This is a genomic window from Rothia mucilaginosa, from assembly GCF_019334805.1.
GTDB lineage: Bacteria > Actinomycetota > Actinomycetes > Actinomycetales > Micrococcaceae > Rothia > Rothia mucilaginosa_C.
Genome location: NZ_CP079822.1, coordinates 921,650 through 937,713 on the forward strand (window position 1 = coordinate 921,650; position 16,064 = coordinate 937,713).

A 16,064-nucleotide genomic window follows, 5' to 3' on the forward strand; every position below is an offset into this window, starting at 1 on the left:
GTAGAGTGTCACTATGCCTCGTATTTCTGCAGCAACCAACGCCGCCCAGCGCGAAAACACCAAGCGCGCCATCCTCAACTCCTTCGGCGAGATCCTCTACAACCGCGGCCTCTCCGGCCTGACCATGACCGACGTCGCCAAGAACGCCGGAATCGGCCGCACCGCGGTCTACAACTACTTCGCCGACATGGGCGAACTGCTGGTCGCCTACGCCCTGGACGAGACCGAACGCTTCCTCAACGAGCTGCGCGTCGGCCTGGAGGGCATCGAAAACCCGATTGACCAGCTCGCGGTCTACATTCGCTTGCAAATCAACGACCTGGCGCGCCGCCACCTGCCTCCGGGCCCTGCGATGCGCTCCATGCTCTCCCCCGAGTCCTACGCGAAGCTCGGCAAGCACGTTCACGAGCTGCAGATGGTGCTCGCGCATATTCTTTCTGCCGCCATTGCCGAGAACTACATTCCGAAGAACGACATTCGCGAACTGGCGATGCTCGTGCACGGCTCCCTCTCCTCAAGCGCCGGTCGCGCCGAGGACGCACCGGATGAGGAAACCCGTGAGCGCCAGATTCTGAATACTATCCGTTTTATTCAGATGGGCCTGGGCGCGCGTTTTGACGCCGAGGGCAACCCGGTTCGCCTGGATTCCGAGGAGTCCCTGCCGGAGCAATCCCCGGTGCAGGAGGCGGGCCTGAAGGTTGCGTCCTAAGCGTGGTATCTCTGCGTAGCGGAACGTAGCTCAGTTATACGTCACAAAAATGCCGCGGACCTGATGCTTCTTTGCATCGGTCCGCGGCATTTTCTGTATTCGGGTAGGCGTTTACGCGGTTAGGTTTTTACGCGAGTAGGTTTTTACGCGCCGGGCAGCAGCGCCGGGGAGATGGAGTCCAGGTCCAGTACGCGCGCATACATGACGGCGCGGCGGTGCAGGGCGTTACGCAGTGCGCGGTGCACGCCGTCTTCGAGGTAGAGTTCGCCTCCCCATTTGACGACGTGAGGGAAGAGGTCGCCGTAGAAGGTGGAGTCTTCGGCGAGTAGGGTCTCGAGGTTGAGGGTTTTTTGGGTGGTGATGAGGGTGTCGAGGCGTACCCGCTGCGGCGGGATTCCTCCCCAGTCGGCATGGGTCATGCCGTGCTGGGGGTAGGGGCGACTATCGCCTACTTTTTTGAAGATCATGGTGGTGCTTTCTGCAGGTATGGGGCGCTCCGATGGCGCCCGGAACCGTGGGGTTCTGAAGAAATAGTACCAAGGGGTATAAAAAATCCCCGGTCTTAGATTCTAAGACCGGGGATCGGTGGCGGAGGATGGAGGATTTGAACCTCCGAGGGTGTTAACCCAACACGCGTTCCAGGCGTGCGCCATAGGCCGCTAGGCGAATCCTCCAGCTATGTTTTCTACGCATTGCGTAGGCAACAAATAAAACCTTACTACGCTTTTGCTAAGCATGCAAGCCCTGAGCAATAAAAATAACAGAAAGCACATTTATGGATGCTTGTGCCCCTGTTTTTGGGTGGTGATAAGGGTGTCGAGGCGTACCCGCTGCGGCGGGATTCCTCCCCAGTCGGCGTGGGTCATGCCGTGCTGGGGGTAGGGGCGACTATCGCCTACTTTTTTGAAAATCATGGTGGTGCTTTCTCAGGTATGGGGCGCCTCGGCGGCACGTGTAACCGTGGGGTTCTGAAGAAATAGTACCAAGGGGTATAAAAAATCCCCGGTCTTAGAATCTAAGACCGGGGATCGGTGGCGGAGGATGGGGGATTTGAACCCCCGAGGGCTGTTAACCCAACACGCGTTCCAGGCGTGCGCCATAGGCCGCTAGGCGAATCCTCCAGCTATGTTTTCTACGCATTGCGTAGGCAACAAATAAAACCTTACTACGCTTTTGCTAAGCACGCAAGCCCTGAATGGGAAAAGTAACAGAAAGCACATTTATGGATGCTTGTGCCCCTGTTTTTGGGCGGAGCGCCAGCGGAGCGGGCACGCAGTGCATATGACGGGTGTGAACTATCCAGGTACCCGTTTTTGGGCATGAAAAAACCTCCTACGCACCCGCCATAGCTCGAATACCCTTGCTACCTTCCGGTCCTGGGGGAGTTTTCCAAGATAACGCCACGTAAGAGGCAAGAACCAGTGTACCGGATTTTTGGGTTCTTGGGAATTCGGTGTGTTCGCGGTATTTCTGTGGGCGTACATGCCGCCCGGGTGAGCGCCCGGGTGAGTGTCCATAGTAGGTGTCACGGTGGCGGTGGTGCGGTGACGTGTTCGCCGGTGACTGTCGGCCACTCGGGCTGAGGGGTAAAGCGTCTAAAATGGTAGGGATTGTCCTATCCGCACCCCCGAGTTGAAGAGGTTGCCGTGAGCACTGCCCTTTATCGTCGTTATCGCCCCGAGACCTTTGCTGAGGTTATCGGGCAGGAGCACGTGACCGAACCTCTTATGGTCGCTTTGGAGAAGAACCGTGTGAATCACGCGTACCTGTTTTCGGGTCCGCGTGGTTGCGGTAAGACCACGTCGGCGCGTATTTTGGCGCGTTGTTTGAACTGTGCGCAGGGTCCGACTCCTACTCCGTGTGGTGTGTGCGATTCGTGCCGTGAGCTCTCGCGTGATGGTGGCGGTTCCCTTGACGTGATTGAGATGGACGCGGCGAGCCACGGCGGTGTGGATCATGCCCGTGATTTGCGTGAGCGCGCTACTTTGGCGCCGGTGCGTGACCGTTACAAGATCTTCATTATTGATGAGGCGCATATGGTGACCCGTGAGGGTTTCAATGCGCTGCTGAAGATTGTGGAGGAGCCGCCGGAGCACGTGAAGTTTATCTTCGCGACGACTGAGCCGAATAAGGTGCTGGGTACGATTCGTTCGCGCACTCACCATTACCCGTTCCGTCTGGTTCCGCCGGAGGTTCTTCTGCCGTTCCTGCAGGGCCTGTGCGATCAGGAGCAGGTGGCTGTGGAGCCGGGTGTGCTGCAGCTGGTGATTCGTGCTGGCGGCGGTTCGGTGCGTGATTCGCTGTCGATTCTTGATCAGCTGATGGCTGGTGCGTCTTCGCAGAGCGGTATTGAGTATGACCGTGCGGTGGCGCTGCTGGGTTATACCCACGCGCAGCTTCTGGATGAGGTCATTGAGGCGTTGGGTGCGAAGGATGCGCCGACTCTCTTTGGCGCGGTGTCGCGTGTGGTGGCGACCGGTCAGGATCCTCGCCGTTTTGTGGAGGATCTGCTGGAGCGTCTGCGTGATTTGATTGTGGTGAAGGCTGTTCCGCAGGCTGCCGGCCAGATTTTGCAGGGTGTTCCGCAGGATCAGTTGGAGCGCCTGGGCCAGCAGGCTCAGGCTCTGGGTGAGCGTGAGCTGACGGTTGCTGCGGGTACGGTCAATGAGACTCTGAATGGTATGACGGGTGCGGCGAATCCGCAGCTTCAGCTGGAGTTGCTGTGTGCTCGTCTGCTTCTGCCTGCGGCGGAGGGTTCTGCCGGTGGCGCTGAGGTTGCGGCGTTGGCTTCTCGCCTGCAGGTTTTGGAGCGCCGCGTGGCTTCTGGTACTGCTGGTTCCTCGGGTTCCGCTGGTTCTGCCCCGGCGCAGGGCGGCATGTCTGCGGCTCGTGCGGCGGGTATGGCGGCGGCTGGTCTAATGCCTAAGACCCAGGCACCTAAGACTCCGGTTACTGAAGCTCAGGTACCTAGTGCACAGGCTCCTAGCGCCCCGGTTCAGGAGGCAGCTCAGCCCGCGCAGCAGGTAGCCCCTCAGCGGGGCGGCTCTCAGCAGGCTAGCGCGGGTGCTCCCCCGCTGGCAGGTGCGCCCCTTAGTGCTGCACCTCTGGCACCGACCGCGCAGGAGTCCGCACCTGCGGCTGGTGCTCCCCTAGCGGGTAACGCCCCGGCGACACCGGATACCCCCGCTTCTTCTGTAGCTGATGCCGCTGCGGCGGGTGCCCCCTCCGCGCCTCTGAAGCTTGACCCGAACGATCCCCTGGCGGCGGTTCAGGGTAATTGGCGCGCCATTCTTAACCGAATGAGCGTTCCCGGTGCGGCGGAGCAGCTGATGAAGGTTCGCCCCGCCCGCATGGACGGCGCAACCCTGTACGTGAGCGCCGACATTGCGACTTTGCGCGCGGTCAAGGGCTTTGTGCCCGAGCTGACCGCCCGCGTGAGTGAGTTTCTGCGCCGTCAGGTGACCATTCACGCTCAGGTGGCGAAGCCCGGTGAGCAGGTCAAGCCCGCAGCTCAGCCTGCTGCTCAGCCCGCAGCGCCCAGTGCGACCACAGCGCAGCCTGCAGTTCCTGCGACTGTTGCCCCGCAGGTGCCTCAGCAGCCCGTTCAGCAGACTCCCCCGCAGCCCGCTCAGCCGGCGCCTCTGGCTGATGGTCCGCGCGGCGGTGAGGATGCGTGGCGTCGCCACGGTCAGCCGCTGACCGGCGCAAACACCCCCGAGTCTACGAGCGTGGATGCGCCCCTGGGTGCGTGGGAGGTTGCCCCGATTCCGCAGAGCGCCCCCGAGGAGGCACCTCAGCAGGCTGCCCAGGCGGCAGTGCAGGCACCGGTTCAGGAAGCCCCGGCTGGCCCGCTTGCGCCTGAGCCCCCGGTTGCTCCGGTAGCTCAGCAGGTTCCGACTGCTCCGGCGGGTGGTTTTGGTGAGTGTGATTCCTTTGCGGCCTCCGGTAGTGGAGTTCCGCAGCAGGAGAGCGCTGCTGAACCCCAGCGTGCACAGGAGCCCCCGTTCGCACAGGAGCCTCCTCACGCGGAGGAACCTCCGTATGAGGAGGAGCCCCCTTTTGAGGATGAGCCCGCCTACGCTGAACCGGTTGAGGCACCCGCTGCGGCCGCAATCCCCGCTGAGCCTGTAGCACCGGCTGGCCCGCTCGCTGCTCCGGTTGCCCCCGCGGGGCCCCTCGCGGCGGCAGGCCCGTTGGCAGAGGCACCGCAGGCGGCTGCGGCTGATACTGCTCCGGCAAGCGATGAGAAGCCCGCAGCGCAGACTTCTAACGCACCTGCCACACCGATTCCTAACGCGCCGACTCCTAGCGCACCGGCGGCACCGGCTCACCCGGCACGCGCCGCGTCCGATGAGGACTACGTCTCTGAGGATGATGAGAAGGTCGAAAACAGCACCTTCATCGGTCTGCGCGCTATCGAAAAAATTATTGGTGGCACCGTCATTGACGAACGCCCCCTGCACCAGCCCTAATTACGGGGTCTTAGGTGCCGCGCCCGCCATCGCACCGATGGCGGGCGCACTCATTCCAGCCGCATACTCGCTACGCGAAACGCCCCTAAACTGTCAGGGGTTAGGTGCATACTCATAACGTCGCCCAAGAACAGCGCACCAACGCACCAGCACAACGCACCGCATCTGAAGGAGAAGCCATGTACGAGGGAGCAGTTCAAAACCTCATTGACGAGCTCGGCCGCCTGCCGGGTGTGGGCCCCAAGTCGGCTCAGCGCATCGCTTTTCACATTCTGAATGCGGATGCTGCCGATATGGCGCGCCTAGCCAACGCCATTTCCACGGTGAAGACCAGCGTCAGCTTCTGCGAGGAGTGCGGTAACGTCTCCGAGACGAAGCTATGCACGATCTGTCGTGATGAGCGCCGCGACCCGTCTGTGCTTTGTGTGGTCGAGGAGTCGAAGGACGTGGTGGCGATTGAGCGCACCCGTTCCTTTACCGGGCGCTACCACGTACTCGGCGGCGCCATTAACCCGCTGGCGGGTGTGGGCCCGGAACAGCTACGTATTCGTGAGCTGGTGTCCCGCCTGGCGGATGAGCGCATCCAAGAGATTATTCTGGCGATGGACCCGAACCTTGAGGGTGAGGCGACCGCAACCTACCTCTCGCGTATGCTCGTGCCGCTGGGTGTGCGTCTATCGCGTCTGGCGTCGGGTCTTCCGGTCGGTGGCGATCTGGAGTACGCGGACGAGATTACCCTGGGCCGCGCGTTGGAGGGCCGCCGCGTCATTAGCGAGGGCACTGCGGCGGCGCATACTGCCGCCGAGGATTTTGAGCGCGTGAACCGCGAGGAGGAACAGGAGCGTGAGCAGGCGGCTCAGGTTCAGGCTCAGGAGGCGAAGCAGACCCGTCGCCGCTGGAATTCGAGCATGTTCGACGACCTGGATTCTGAGGATTCTGCCGGTTCCCGCCCGGAGGCGCCTGAGGGCGTGCAGGGCACGGTGGATGAGCAGCTGATTGAGCAGGTTCTACAGGATGCCGAGGAATCTCACGCTGGTGCTGATTCTATAACCGAATCTTCGGGCACTGAAACCGCCGCAGAATCCACCCCTGACCTGGGCGAAGACTCCGCTGAGGAGGCTCCGGCGAGCGCCACCTCCGACCCCGCAGAAGCATCCGCTGAAGCGCCCGCGTCCGAGCAGTCGGAAGATGCTCCCGAAGTGTTCCGCACCCCCGATTATGAGGAGAAGATCCGCTCGATTCAGAACGCCCCGTTGCGCACCCCGAAGCCGGATGTTCCGCCACTGCCGGGTGTCACTTATGTGAACCCGTGGACCTAAAAACTGGCCCTCTCAGGCTTGCTGTGCCCGCCTCTGCGCCTTCGCCTCCATACCCTGCATCGCCACCATGTAACACTACGTAATATTTCACGGGGCAATACATACGGGTGCACAGTTAGCCGCTTGCACTGAACGCCGTCTACTATAAATGAGGAGCCGGCGTCTGCCGGTAGCACACAAGTAACTGACCTGGAGATATCAATGAGCCTGATCGTCCAAAAGTTCGGCGGTTCCTCCGTAGCTGATGCGGAGGGCGTAAAGCGCGTTGCCCGCCGCGTCGTGGACACTCAGAAGGCAGGTAACGATGTGGTCGTCGTGGTGTCCGCTATGGGTGACACCACCGATGAGCTGCTCGACCTTGCCGCAGAGGTCACCAGCAATGTCACTCCTTCCCGTGAGCTGGACATGCTGCTGACCGCCGGTGAACGCATTTCAACTGCCATCCTGTCGATGGCTATTAACGACCTGGGTGCTAAGGCCCAGTCTTTCACTGGTTCTCAGGCTGGCATGATTACCGACGGCGTGCACGGTTCTGCACGTCTGGTGGAGGTCAACCCGGAGCGTATCCGTGAGTCCGTCGAGGCCGGAAATATCGCGATTGTGGCCGGTTTCCAGGGTATGAACCGTCAGAGTGGCGATATTACGACTCTGGGCCGCGGCGGTTCTGATACGACTGCTGTTGCTCTGGCTGCTGCTCTGAACGCTGATGTGTGCGAGATTTACTCGGATGTGGACGGCGTGTTCACCGCCGACCCGCGCATCGTGCCGACCGCGCACAAGCTGGATACCATCACCAGCGAGGAGATGCTGGAGATGGCGGCGAACGGTGCGAAGATTCTGCACCTGCGCAGTGTTGAGTATGCTCGTCGTTTTAATTTGAAGCTTCACGTGCGTTCTTCGTTCTCTAACCTTGAAGGCACTATTGTGGTTCCGGAGGAGTCCGCGGAACTGACCCCCACCCATCTGAAGGAGATTCCCTTGGAGCAGCCCCTGATTTCTGGTGTCGCGCATGATCGCACCCGCGCAAAGATTACTGTTGTTGGTGTTCCGGATGTTCCCGGTTCGGCAGCTAAGGTGTTCGGTCTGATTAATGAGGCGAAGGTTAACCTGGACATGATTGTTCAGAACGTGCCGACTGACCGCCCCGGCGTGACCGATATTTCCTTCACCCTGGATCAGGATCAGGGCCCCACCGCGCTGAAGGCGCTGGAGGCTGCGCAGGCTGAGTTGGGTTTCCAGGAGGTTATTTACAACGAGTCGGTTGGTAAGCTGTCGCTGGTTGGCGCGGGCATGAAGACTAACACGGGTGTTTCGTTCACTTTCTTTGAGGCCCTGTCTAACGCTGGCGTGAACATTGACATGATTTCGACTTCTGAGATTCGTATTTCGGTGATTACTGAGCTGAGCAAGCTGGATGAGGCTGTTCGCGCGGTGCACACTGCGTTCGGTCTGGATGCAGAGGGTGAGGCTACTGTTTACGGTGGTACTGGCCGCTAGGGTTTAGCTCGTTTGTGGGCTGTACGCTTCGGGAGGGGCGGTGCTGGTTTGATCCGGCGCCGCCCCTCCCCTTTTTCTGTTGGTGTATTTGTGGGTGTGCGGGTGCTCTACCCTAGAAGCATGAGTAGTGTTGTTTTTTCCCAGGTGATGGATGCCCGTCAATGGCGTGCCGCAGAGGCAGCACATGAGGCGCGTGCCGGCCGCTACGCCGATCCGTTTGCGCAGCGTCGCGCCCGCCACGAAGTGCACCCTGTGGAAGACTTCCTCTTCACCTACTACACGCTCAAGCCCGGCCAGTTTAAGCGCTGGCACCCCGGAGCCGGCATCATCCTGCTGGATGCGCCCGAGCGCGCCTCCTGGCGTTTTTACCGGCCCGCAACCGAGCAGGAACTCCTTGAGGCTGGTTGCTCCCTGCAGGTGGCGCGCGCCCAGGTGAATGCCGCCTCCGCCGTCACCGTGGACGTCACCGACTTCGTGGAGCGCCGCGCCACCGCCCTCGCCTTCACCCACGAGATCCTGCGTAACACGGCCGCAAAGAAGGGCCAGTTCGGTTGCTTCGGCATGCACGAGTGGGCGATGGCGTACAAGTCGGTGGAGAACAATATTCGCCACGACTACCTACAGCTGCGCCTGGGTGCGGAGGGCACGGACCGCGTGGTGGAGGAGCACCGCATCCGCTGCTCGCACTTTGATGCGTTCCGTTTCTTCATGCCGCAGGCGGCACCGTTGAACGAGCTGCAGCCGACCCGCGAGACGCAGCGCGTCCTGGAACAGCCCGCGTGCCTGCACGCGAATATGGACGTGTACAAGTGGGCGTACAAGCTGCTACCTCTGGTTGATTCAACCCTGGTCATGGATTGTTTCGACCTGGCGTGGGATGCGCGCGAGCTGGACATGCGCGCCGCCCCCTACGATATTCGCGACTGGGGGTACGAGCCGATTCCGGTGGAGACGACCGAGGGCAAGGCTGAATACGTACGCATTCAGCGTGAGCTGTCGGAGCGTTCCATTGGGCTACGTGAGCGCCTGCTTGCGGTGTGCGAGCGCTATCTTCCGCCCCTCGAGGCGTAAAAGACGTGATTCGAGCCTCTTAGGGTATCCACCAACCGAACGCATACCCCCGTTACGGTCGTTAGTACGGTAAGATGAGATACGGCTCATACAGAACCCACGCACCCAAGGAGTGCCCACACATGGCCCGTATTGTTGTTGATGTTATGCTCAAGCCCGAAATTCTTGACCCGCAGGGTAAGGCTATTTCTCACGAGCTGCCCCGTATCGGCGTTGATTCCTTCGTTGATGTTCGCCAGGGTAAGCGCTTCGAGCTGACCGTCGAGGGTGAGGCAACCGAGGAGCACCTCGCAGCTGCCCGCAAGGCTGCTGAAGAGTTGCTCTCGAACCCCGTCATCGAAGACGTTGTGAACGTTTCGGTTCTGGAGGACTAATACCTATGGCAGAGTCCCTCGCACCCACTGAAGTCCCCCTGGTTGGCGACTTCTCTAGCTACTCCCCGAACCCCGCTTTCGCTGACGCACGCGTTGGCGTGGTGACTTTCCCCGGCACCCTGGATGACCGTGACGCTGCGCGTGCTGTCCGTCTGGCTGGCGGTACCGTCGTTGAGCTGTGGCACGACGACGCTGATTTGAAGAACGTTGATGCCGTCATTATTCCTGGCGGTTTCTCCTACGGTGACTACCTGCGTGCTGGCGCTATTGCTGCGAAGGCTCCCGTGATGCGTTCGGTGATTGATGCCGCTAACGCTGCTGGTACCTCCGGTTCCGCTCCCCTGCCTGTTCTGGGTATTTGCAATGGTTTCCAGATTCTGACTGAGTCTCACCTGCTGCCCGGTTCGATGATTAAGAACGATCACCGCAAGTTCATTTGCCGTGACCAGGTTCTGCGCATTGAGAATAACTCCACCTCCTGGACGAGCGATTACGCTGCTGGCCAGGAGATTGTTGTCCCTCTTAAGAACCAGGACGGTCAGTATGTTGCTGACCCGAAGACTCTGGAGGCGCTGGAGGCTGAGGGTCGCGTGGTGTTCCGCTACGTTGGTTTCAACCCGAACGGTTCCCGTAATGACATTGCTGGTATCAGCAATGAGCGCGGTAACGTGGTCGGTCTGATGCCGCACCCGGAGCACGCTGTGGAGCCCGGCTTCGGTCCTTCCTCTTCCGGTTTTGGTGAGGTTTCTCTGCGCGGTGGCGCCGATGGTCTCGGCGTGTTCACCTCCGTTCTTGCCAACCTGATTAACGCCCGCTAACGCACGACAAGGATTCTAAGAAGTTATGAGCGAAAAGCAGTTTAACCTCGACACCGTCGAGCACGCGGCGGCAACCCCGGACACCGAACTCCCCTGGGCTGAACTGGGTCTGAAGGAGAACGAGTTCGAGGATATTAAGGAGATTCTTGGTCGCCGTCCTACCGCGGCTGAGCTGGCAATGTACTCGGTCATGTGGTCCGAGCACTGCTCCTACAAGTCTTCTAAGGTTCATCTGAAGCAGTTCGGTGCGAAGGTCACCGATGAGATGAAGAAGGACCTGATGGTCGGTATCGGTGAGAACGCCGGTGTGACCGATATTGGTGACGGCTGGGCTGTTACCTTCAAGATTGAGTCCCACAACCACCCCTCGTACGTGGAGCCCTACCAGGGTGCTGCGACCGGTGTGGGCGGTATTGTGCGTGACATTATTTCCATGGGTGCACGCCCGATTGCTGTGATGGATCCGCTGCGTTTCGGCGCGATTAATCACCCGGACACCGCCCGCGTTATTGGCGGCGTGGTTGCCGGTATTGGTGGTTACGGTAACTCCCTGGGCCTGCCGAACATCGGCGGCGAGGTTGAGTTCGATTCCTGCTACCAGGCAAACCCGCTGGTCAACGCACTGGCTGTGGGCATTATGCGTCACGAGGACATCCGCCTGGCGAACGCATCGGGCGTGGGCAACAAGGTTGTTCTGTTCGGTGCACGCACCGGTGGCGACGGCATCGGCGGTGCGTCGGTGCTGGCGTCCGAGTCTTTCGATGACACCAAGCCCTCGAAGCGTCCTGCCGTTCAGGTGGGCGACCCCTTCGCTGAGAAGGTTCTGATTGAGTGCTGCCTGGAGCTGTTCAAGGGCTCCGTGGTTGAGGGTATTCAGGACCTGGGTGCTGCGGGTATTTCTTGCGCAACCAGCGAGCTGGCTTCTAACGGTGAGGGCGGCATGCACGTCGACCTGACCAAGGTTCTGCTGCGTGACCCCACCCTGACCCCGGGCGAGATTCTGATGTCTGAGTCTCAGGAACGCATGATGGCTGTTGTCTCCCCCGAGAACGTGGAGCGCTTCGAAGCGATCATGAACAAGTGGGGCGTGGAGTACTCCTTCCTCGGTGAGGTCACCAACTCTGGCCGCCTGGTCATCGAGTGGGACGGCGAGGTCATCGTGGATGTTGACCCCCGCACCGTCGCGCACGACGGCCCGACCTACGAGCGTCCTTACGCACGCCCCGAGTGGCAGGATGACGTCCAGGCTAACCACTTCACCGGTTCGGCTGCCGACGATTCCCGCCCGCGCGGTAAGGAGCTGGGCGAGGCAATCAAGGCGTTCATGGCGTCCCCGAACATGTGCTCCAAGTCCTGGATCACCAACCAGTACGACCGCTACGTTCAGGGCAACACCGCCCTGTCCATGCCGGACGACGGCGGTGTGGTGCGCGTGGACGAGAACACCAACCTCGGTGTTGCTCTGGCGACCGACGCCTCCCCGCGTTTCACCTACTTGGATCCGTACGAGGGTGCTCGCGCGTCCTTGGCTGAAGCGTACCGTAACGTTGCGACCGTCGGTGCACGCCCCGTGGCTGTGTCTGACTGCCTGAACTTCGGTTCTCCCGAGGACCCGGACGTCATGTGGCAGTTTGCTGAGGCTGTTCGCGGCCTGGCTGATGGCTGCATGGAGCTGGGTGTTCCGGTGACCGGCGGTAACGTGTCCCTGTACAACCAGACCGGTGGTAAGGCTATTAACCCGACCCCCGTGGTGGCGATGATGGGCGTGATGGATGACGTCACCCGCCGCACCCCTTCGGGTTGGGCTCCTGAGCATGACGGTCAGGCTATCTACCTGCTGGGTACTACCCGTGATGAGCTGGACGGCTCCGAATGGGCTCGTTTCAAGGGTCACCTGGGCGGTCAGCCGCCGAAGGTTGATCTGGCTCTGGAGCGTCAGCTGGGTGACATGCTGGTGAACATGTCTCGTGACGGCATGATTGATGCCGCGCACGACGTGTCTGCTGGTGGTCTGGCTGCGGCTCTGTCGGAGGCTTGCCTGCGTTTCAACACCGGTGCCCGCATTGGTCTGGGTGAGGTTGCTGAGCGTGACGGTGTGGACCTGTTCACCCTGCTGTTCTCGGAGTCCCTGGGCCGCGTTGTGGTTTCGGTTCCGCGTTCTGAGGAGGTGCGCTTCAAGGATATGTGCACCGCTCGCCAGTTCCCCTTCGCACGTATTGGTGTGGTGGATGCTGCGTCGAACGCTCTGGACTTCCAGGATGAGGTTTCCATTGACCTGGATGAGCTGCGTGCAGCTCACGAGGGTACTCTCGCTTCTTACTTCGGTGAGGTTGCGAAGGGCTAGTCTTCGACTAGTTTGAAACTAACGCCGAAAGGGGCGGATGCTTGTGAAAGCATCCGCCCCTTTTGTTATGCCCGCAGGCTTGTGCCCGCGAACTTGTGCCTTGAGCGTTGAGGCGTTCGGTGTTTATGCCTCGGCGACCTTGCGGCCCAGCTGCGCGAACAGGGAGGCGTTGATGCGGAAGCCTTCGATGCATTCTTCGATGAGGGCTTCACGCTGTTCGTCGGTCAGGGGTGCGTTGTCGAGCAGTTCGCGGTAGCCGTCCTTGAAGACCTTGGGCTTGGGCAGTTCGGTGAAGCGGTACATGCTCAGCGCTTCGGCGGGGATGCCGTAGTGGCGGGTGACGAGCGCTGCGACTGCCTGGCCGCCGGAGAGGTCGCCAAGGTAGCGCAGGTAGTGGTGGGCCAGGTAGCGTTCGGGGGAGTTGACGGTGGCGCGGATGCGCTCTACGTACTCTGCGGTTGCGGGCAGGGGCGCGTCGATGTCGCCGTCCTGACCGAGTGCGCGGATGTCTGCGCGGATGTATTCTGCGCGGTCGAGGCCGGGGTGGGTGAAGGGGTCGGTGATGGGGTTGGGTTCTGCGCGGTAGTGTGCGGAGACCGCTTCGAGTGCTTCGTAGATGTGCACGTACTGGTTGATGAGGCGCAGGTATGCCTCGGTGTTGAGGGCTCCGCCCATGAGGTCTTCCATGAAGGTGGAGTGTTCGGCGTTGTCGTGGACGTGCTTGGTGCTTTCCTTCAGGCGTGCGGAGAAGCGTTCCTGGGTGGTTTCGGGGGCGGTCACGGTCATTGTGAGTTCCTAAAGTGGGTTGTGGGTGAACAATAAATGTTTTAGTGACACGATGTCACTAAAACCTGACAATGACATATTGTCACCAAAAACCGATTTTGGCAATAGTTTTCAAAAACTTTTGCTAAGGTATACCTCATGCACAAGTCACCCTAGGCATTAAGTTACACAAACATAGGCTAATAGGTCTAGACTTGATACGAACACCACAATCACTAATTCAAGGAGACACCGAATGTCTACCCCCTCTCTCACCAAGCGCACCTGGGCGTTCTTGGCTTCGGCAACCATCGGCCTCAGCGGCGTCGCCGGCGTACCCGCAGCCTTCGCAGCTGAAACCAACTCCCACATCAGCGCCGGTGAGGTAACCGCAGCCTCAGAGCAGAGCCTGCAGGACGTCACCGTCAACTGGGGCCTGAAGAAGTCCTTCCGCTCCTACATCAACGGCCCCTTCTCCCAGGGCTCCCAGAAACTGACCGGCGTCACCACCAATGAAGACGGCTCCTACCACTTCACCTCCGCCGAAGGCACCGTAGCCAACGGCGAATACTCCGTCACCTTCACCGGCTCCTCGATCCACTACACCGCACACCACGGCCTGCTGGAAGTCATCATTTCCGACCTCTCCGTCACCATTAAGGACGGCGTGGGCACCGTGCGCGCCAACGTTCAGTCGCGCCCCTACAACGGCAACACCACCCCGAACGACCTGGTCGAAACCAAGAACATGACCATCGGTACTTTCAACGCCTCCGGTCTGAAGGTTGAGGGTAACACCATCACTCTGCCCAGCGTTGACGAGGAAAACGGCACCCGCGTCAAGCTCTCTGAAGAGGCGACCGGCGCCTTCGCCGGCTTCTACAAGGCTGGTCAGGAGCTGGATGCGCTCGGCTTCTCCGCAACCATCGTGACTAAGGAAGCACCCGCGCCGAGCCCTGAGCCCAGCACTGAACCCAGCGCCGAGCCGACTGCAGCGCCGACCGCGGAGCCCAGCGCCGAGCCTTCCTCCGCGCCGACCACCGCGGCACCCAAGCCCGCCGAGCCCACTTCTGCAGCACCGAGCGCAGCTCCCACCTCCGCGGCACCCTCCTCCCCCGCCGCAACCACCGAACCCAAGCGTGAAGAAAAAGTCACCGGCAACGTCGTCGAGTCCGGCACCCTCAGCTGGAATATCCGCGAGTCCTTCCTGAAGTACCTGACCGGCTTCGCGCACGGCTCCGTGAACGTTGAGGGCATGGAGAAGACCGCGGCTGGCGGCTTCAAGTACACTCAGGCATCCGGCGTGTACAACCCCGAGACCAAGACCGGTCAGATCAACTTTGCGGGTACCGCAGAGTTCACCGGCCACAACGGTCAGCTCAAGAGCACCATCAAGAACATGCGCCTGGTCGTCGTCAACGGCAAGGGCACCCTGGTCGCTGATGTTGACGCGCTGACTCGCGACGGCAAGTCCGTTTCTAAGACCGGTCTGGCTATTGCTGAGGTGGACCTCTCCTCCGCGAGCGTGAAGGACGGCGTTTTCTCGGCGCAGAACGCGGCAGTCGCGCTCACCGCTGAAGGCTCCGAGGTGCTCTTCGCGGGCCAGTACCGCGGTGCCGACAACGCCATGGCACCGCTGAGCTTCTCCGTAAAGCTCAGCGAGCAGACCGCGGAGAACACCGTTGAGGTTCCCCGCGTCTCTGAGAGCAAGTCCTCCGATAACAAGGGTTCTGAGAACGGCTCCTCCGATAACAGCTCCTCGAACTCCTCCGGTAACTCCGGCGCTAACGGCTCCGGTTCTAATGGTTCGGCAGGCACCTCCGGCAGCGTTTCTAACGGCGGTTCCTCCTCGAACGGTTCTGTCAGCAACAACCCGGCACAGCCGGTCTGCGTACCCGTCACCCGCACCCGCGAGGTGCAGGAGCAGGGCGCATCCGACGGCACCATTAAGAGCGCAAACCTTGGCTGGGGCGTGCGTGATTCCTTCCGCAACTACGTGCGCGGCGGCATCGCGAACGGTAGCTGGGAGCTGGACGGCACCTCCTACTCTTCGGATGCGTTCAACTGGTCTAACGGTACCGGCACCTTCAAGGGCGGTAAGGGTTCCATCTCCTTCAGCGGTTCGGTTCGTTTCACCGGTCACCACGGCATTCTGGACACCACCATTGCGAACCCGCGCCTTGAGATTAACGGCAATTCCGGTACTCTCTACGCAACCATGAACAGCAATGACCCCTCCGGCAAGGCAACTAACTATGGTGAGGTGGCACTGCTGAAGGTGGATCTTTCGGGTCTGCAGAGCTCCGCTGACGCTGTGAGCGTCAACGGTGCGGCAACCACCCTGACCGCTGAGGGCGCGAAGGCGTTCGCTGGCTTCTACGACGCCGGTAAGGACATGGCTCCGCTGAGCTTCTCCGCGACGATTAACGGCGCGAAGACCACCACCAAGACCGTGTCCGAGACCGTCTACGAGGGTGAGGGTTGCGACCCGGTCACCGGCAAGCCTTTGGCTTCCACCGGTGCGTCCGGTGTTGAGGGCACCCTGGTTGCAGGTTTCATCGCTGTTGCAGCCGGTGCGGGTACCGTCGTGTACACTCGCCGCCGCAAGAAGGCATAACGGCACCTCACGAGGATGCCCACACTGTCGGCTCGCCTGTGAGACTCAATCACGAGGTTCACCGGTGAGCCGACACGG

General features: G+C 60.9%; 11 protein-coding genes, 2 tRNA genes, 1 other RNA gene and 1 pseudogene. 9 read left to right on the top strand and 6 right to left on the bottom strand.

Annotation, left to right across the window (positions count from 1 at the left end):
- Positions 1–13: 13 nt before the first annotated feature.
- A complete protein-coding gene (locus LPB405_RS03565; RefSeq protein ID WP_005509262.1) occupies positions 14–709 on the top strand; it encodes a TetR/AcrR family transcriptional regulator in 696 nt (231 codons plus the stop codon).
- 143 nt (positions 710–852) lie between these two features.
- Here LPB405_RS03565 and LPB405_RS03570 read toward each other — a convergent pair whose 3' ends face one another.
- From LPB405_RS03570 to ffs, 5 genes and pseudogenes are all read right to left on the bottom strand, one after another.
- Entirely contained in the window at positions 853–1,176 is a 324-nt protein-coding gene (locus tag LPB405_RS03570; RefSeq protein WP_219101922.1) for a type II toxin-antitoxin system VapB family antitoxin, read from the bottom strand.
- A 119-nt stretch (positions 1,177–1,295) separates the two neighbouring features.
- A tRNA-Ser gene (locus tag LPB405_RS03575) sits at positions 1,296–1,383 on the bottom strand.
- 120 nt (positions 1,384–1,503) lie between these two features.
- Positions 1,504–1,623, bottom strand: a pseudogene (locus LPB405_RS09050) (type II toxin-antitoxin system VapB family antitoxin); the annotation flags it as partial.
- A 118-nt stretch (positions 1,624–1,741) separates the two neighbouring features.
- Positions 1,742–1,830: transfer RNA gene (locus tag LPB405_RS03580), tRNA-Ser, on the bottom strand.
- Between the two features lie 199 nt (positions 1,831–2,029).
- Positions 2,030–2,126: signal recognition particle sRNA small type (ffs, locus tag LPB405_RS03585), an RNA gene on the bottom strand.
- 229 nt (positions 2,127–2,355) lie between these two features.
- Here ffs and LPB405_RS03590 point away from each other — a divergent pair.
- The 7 genes from LPB405_RS03590 (at position 2,356) to purL (ending at position 12,604) form a co-directional block, all read left to right on the top strand.
- Positions 2,356–5,181: a DNA polymerase III subunit gamma and tau gene (locus LPB405_RS03590; protein ID WP_219101923.1), complete on the top strand. Its 2,826-nt coding sequence runs from the start codon at positions 2,356–2,358 to the stop codon at positions 5,179–5,181.
- 179 nt (positions 5,182–5,360) lie between these two features.
- Positions 5,361–6,500, top strand: a complete 1,140-nt coding sequence (recR, locus tag LPB405_RS03595) for a recombination mediator RecR (RefSeq protein ID WP_219101924.1) — start codon at positions 5,361–5,363, stop codon at positions 6,498–6,500.
- 201 nt (positions 6,501–6,701) lie between these two features.
- The gene (locus tag LPB405_RS03600) at positions 6,702–7,997 is read left to right on the top strand and encodes an aspartate kinase (RefSeq protein WP_219101925.1); all 1,296 of its coding nucleotides are present in this window, start codon (positions 6,702–6,704) and stop codon (positions 7,995–7,997) included.
- Between the two features lie 120 nt (positions 7,998–8,117).
- A complete protein-coding gene (locus LPB405_RS03605; protein ID WP_219101926.1) occupies positions 8,118–9,068 on the top strand; it encodes a 3-methyladenine DNA glycosylase in 951 nt (316 codons plus the stop codon).
- 122 nt (positions 9,069–9,190) lie between these two features.
- A complete protein-coding gene (gene purS, locus LPB405_RS03610; RefSeq protein ID WP_005507194.1) occupies positions 9,191–9,442 on the top strand; it encodes a phosphoribosylformylglycinamidine synthase subunit PurS in 252 nt (83 codons plus the stop codon).
- 5 nt (positions 9,443–9,447) lie between these two features.
- Positions 9,448–10,260 carry a phosphoribosylformylglycinamidine synthase subunit PurQ gene (gene purQ, locus LPB405_RS03615; RefSeq protein ID WP_005507195.1) on the top strand — a complete coding sequence of 271 codons (813 nt, stop codon included), beginning with the start codon at positions 9,448–9,450 and terminating at the stop codon, positions 10,258–10,260.
- A 25-nt stretch (positions 10,261–10,285) separates the two neighbouring features.
- On the top strand, positions 10,286–12,604 hold the full coding sequence (purL, locus tag LPB405_RS03620; protein WP_219101927.1) for a phosphoribosylformylglycinamidine synthase subunit PurL: 2,319 nt from the start codon (positions 10,286–10,288) through the stop codon (positions 12,602–12,604).
- Between the two features lie 123 nt (positions 12,605–12,727).
- On the opposite strand, the gene LPB405_RS03625 is transcribed toward purL, so the two are convergent.
- Positions 12,728–13,390 carry a biliverdin-producing heme oxygenase gene (locus LPB405_RS03625; RefSeq protein WP_219101928.1) on the bottom strand — a complete coding sequence of 221 codons (663 nt, stop codon included), beginning with the start codon at positions 13,388–13,390 and terminating at the stop codon, positions 12,728–12,730.
- Positions 13,391–13,625: 235 nt separating this feature from the next.
- Here LPB405_RS03625 and LPB405_RS03630 point away from each other — a divergent pair, with 235 nt between their 5' ends.
- A complete protein-coding gene (locus LPB405_RS03630) occupies positions 13,626–15,986 on the top strand; it encodes an HtaA domain-containing protein (RefSeq protein WP_219101929.1) in 2,361 nt (786 codons plus the stop codon).
- The last annotated feature ends 78 nt before the right edge of the window (positions 15,987–16,064 follow it).

Excerpts from the sequence above, each read along its gene's own strand:
- LPB405_RS03565 (WP_005509262.1), top strand. The coding sequence starts at position 14 with ATGCCTCGTATTTCTGCAGCAACCAACGCCGCCCAGCGCGAAAACACC.
- LPB405_RS03625 (WP_219101928.1), bottom strand. The coding sequence starts at position 13,390 with ATGACCGTGACCGCCCCCGAAACCACCCAGGAACGCTTCTCCGCACGC.
- LPB405_RS03570 (WP_219101922.1), bottom strand. The coding sequence starts at position 1,176 with ATGATCTTCAAAAAAGTAGGCGATAGTCGCCCCTACCCCCAGCACGGC.
- LPB405_RS03600 (WP_219101925.1), top strand. The coding sequence starts at position 6,702 with ATGAGCCTGATCGTCCAAAAGTTCGGCGGTTCCTCCGTAGCTGATGCG.
- recR (WP_219101924.1), top strand. The coding sequence starts at position 5,361 with ATGTACGAGGGAGCAGTTCAAAACCTCATTGACGAGCTCGGCCGCCTG.
- purL (WP_219101927.1), top strand. The coding sequence starts at position 10,286 with ATGAGCGAAAAGCAGTTTAACCTCGACACCGTCGAGCACGCGGCGGCA.
- LPB405_RS03605 (WP_219101926.1), top strand. The coding sequence starts at position 8,118 with ATGAGTAGTGTTGTTTTTTCCCAGGTGATGGATGCCCGTCAATGGCGT.
- LPB405_RS03630 (WP_219101929.1), top strand. The coding sequence starts at position 13,626 with ATGTCTACCCCCTCTCTCACCAAGCGCACCTGGGCGTTCTTGGCTTCG.
- purQ (WP_005507195.1), top strand. The coding sequence starts at position 9,448 with ATGGCAGAGTCCCTCGCACCCACTGAAGTCCCCCTGGTTGGCGACTTC.
- purS (WP_005507194.1), top strand. The coding sequence starts at position 9,191 with ATGGCCCGTATTGTTGTTGATGTTATGCTCAAGCCCGAAATTCTTGAC.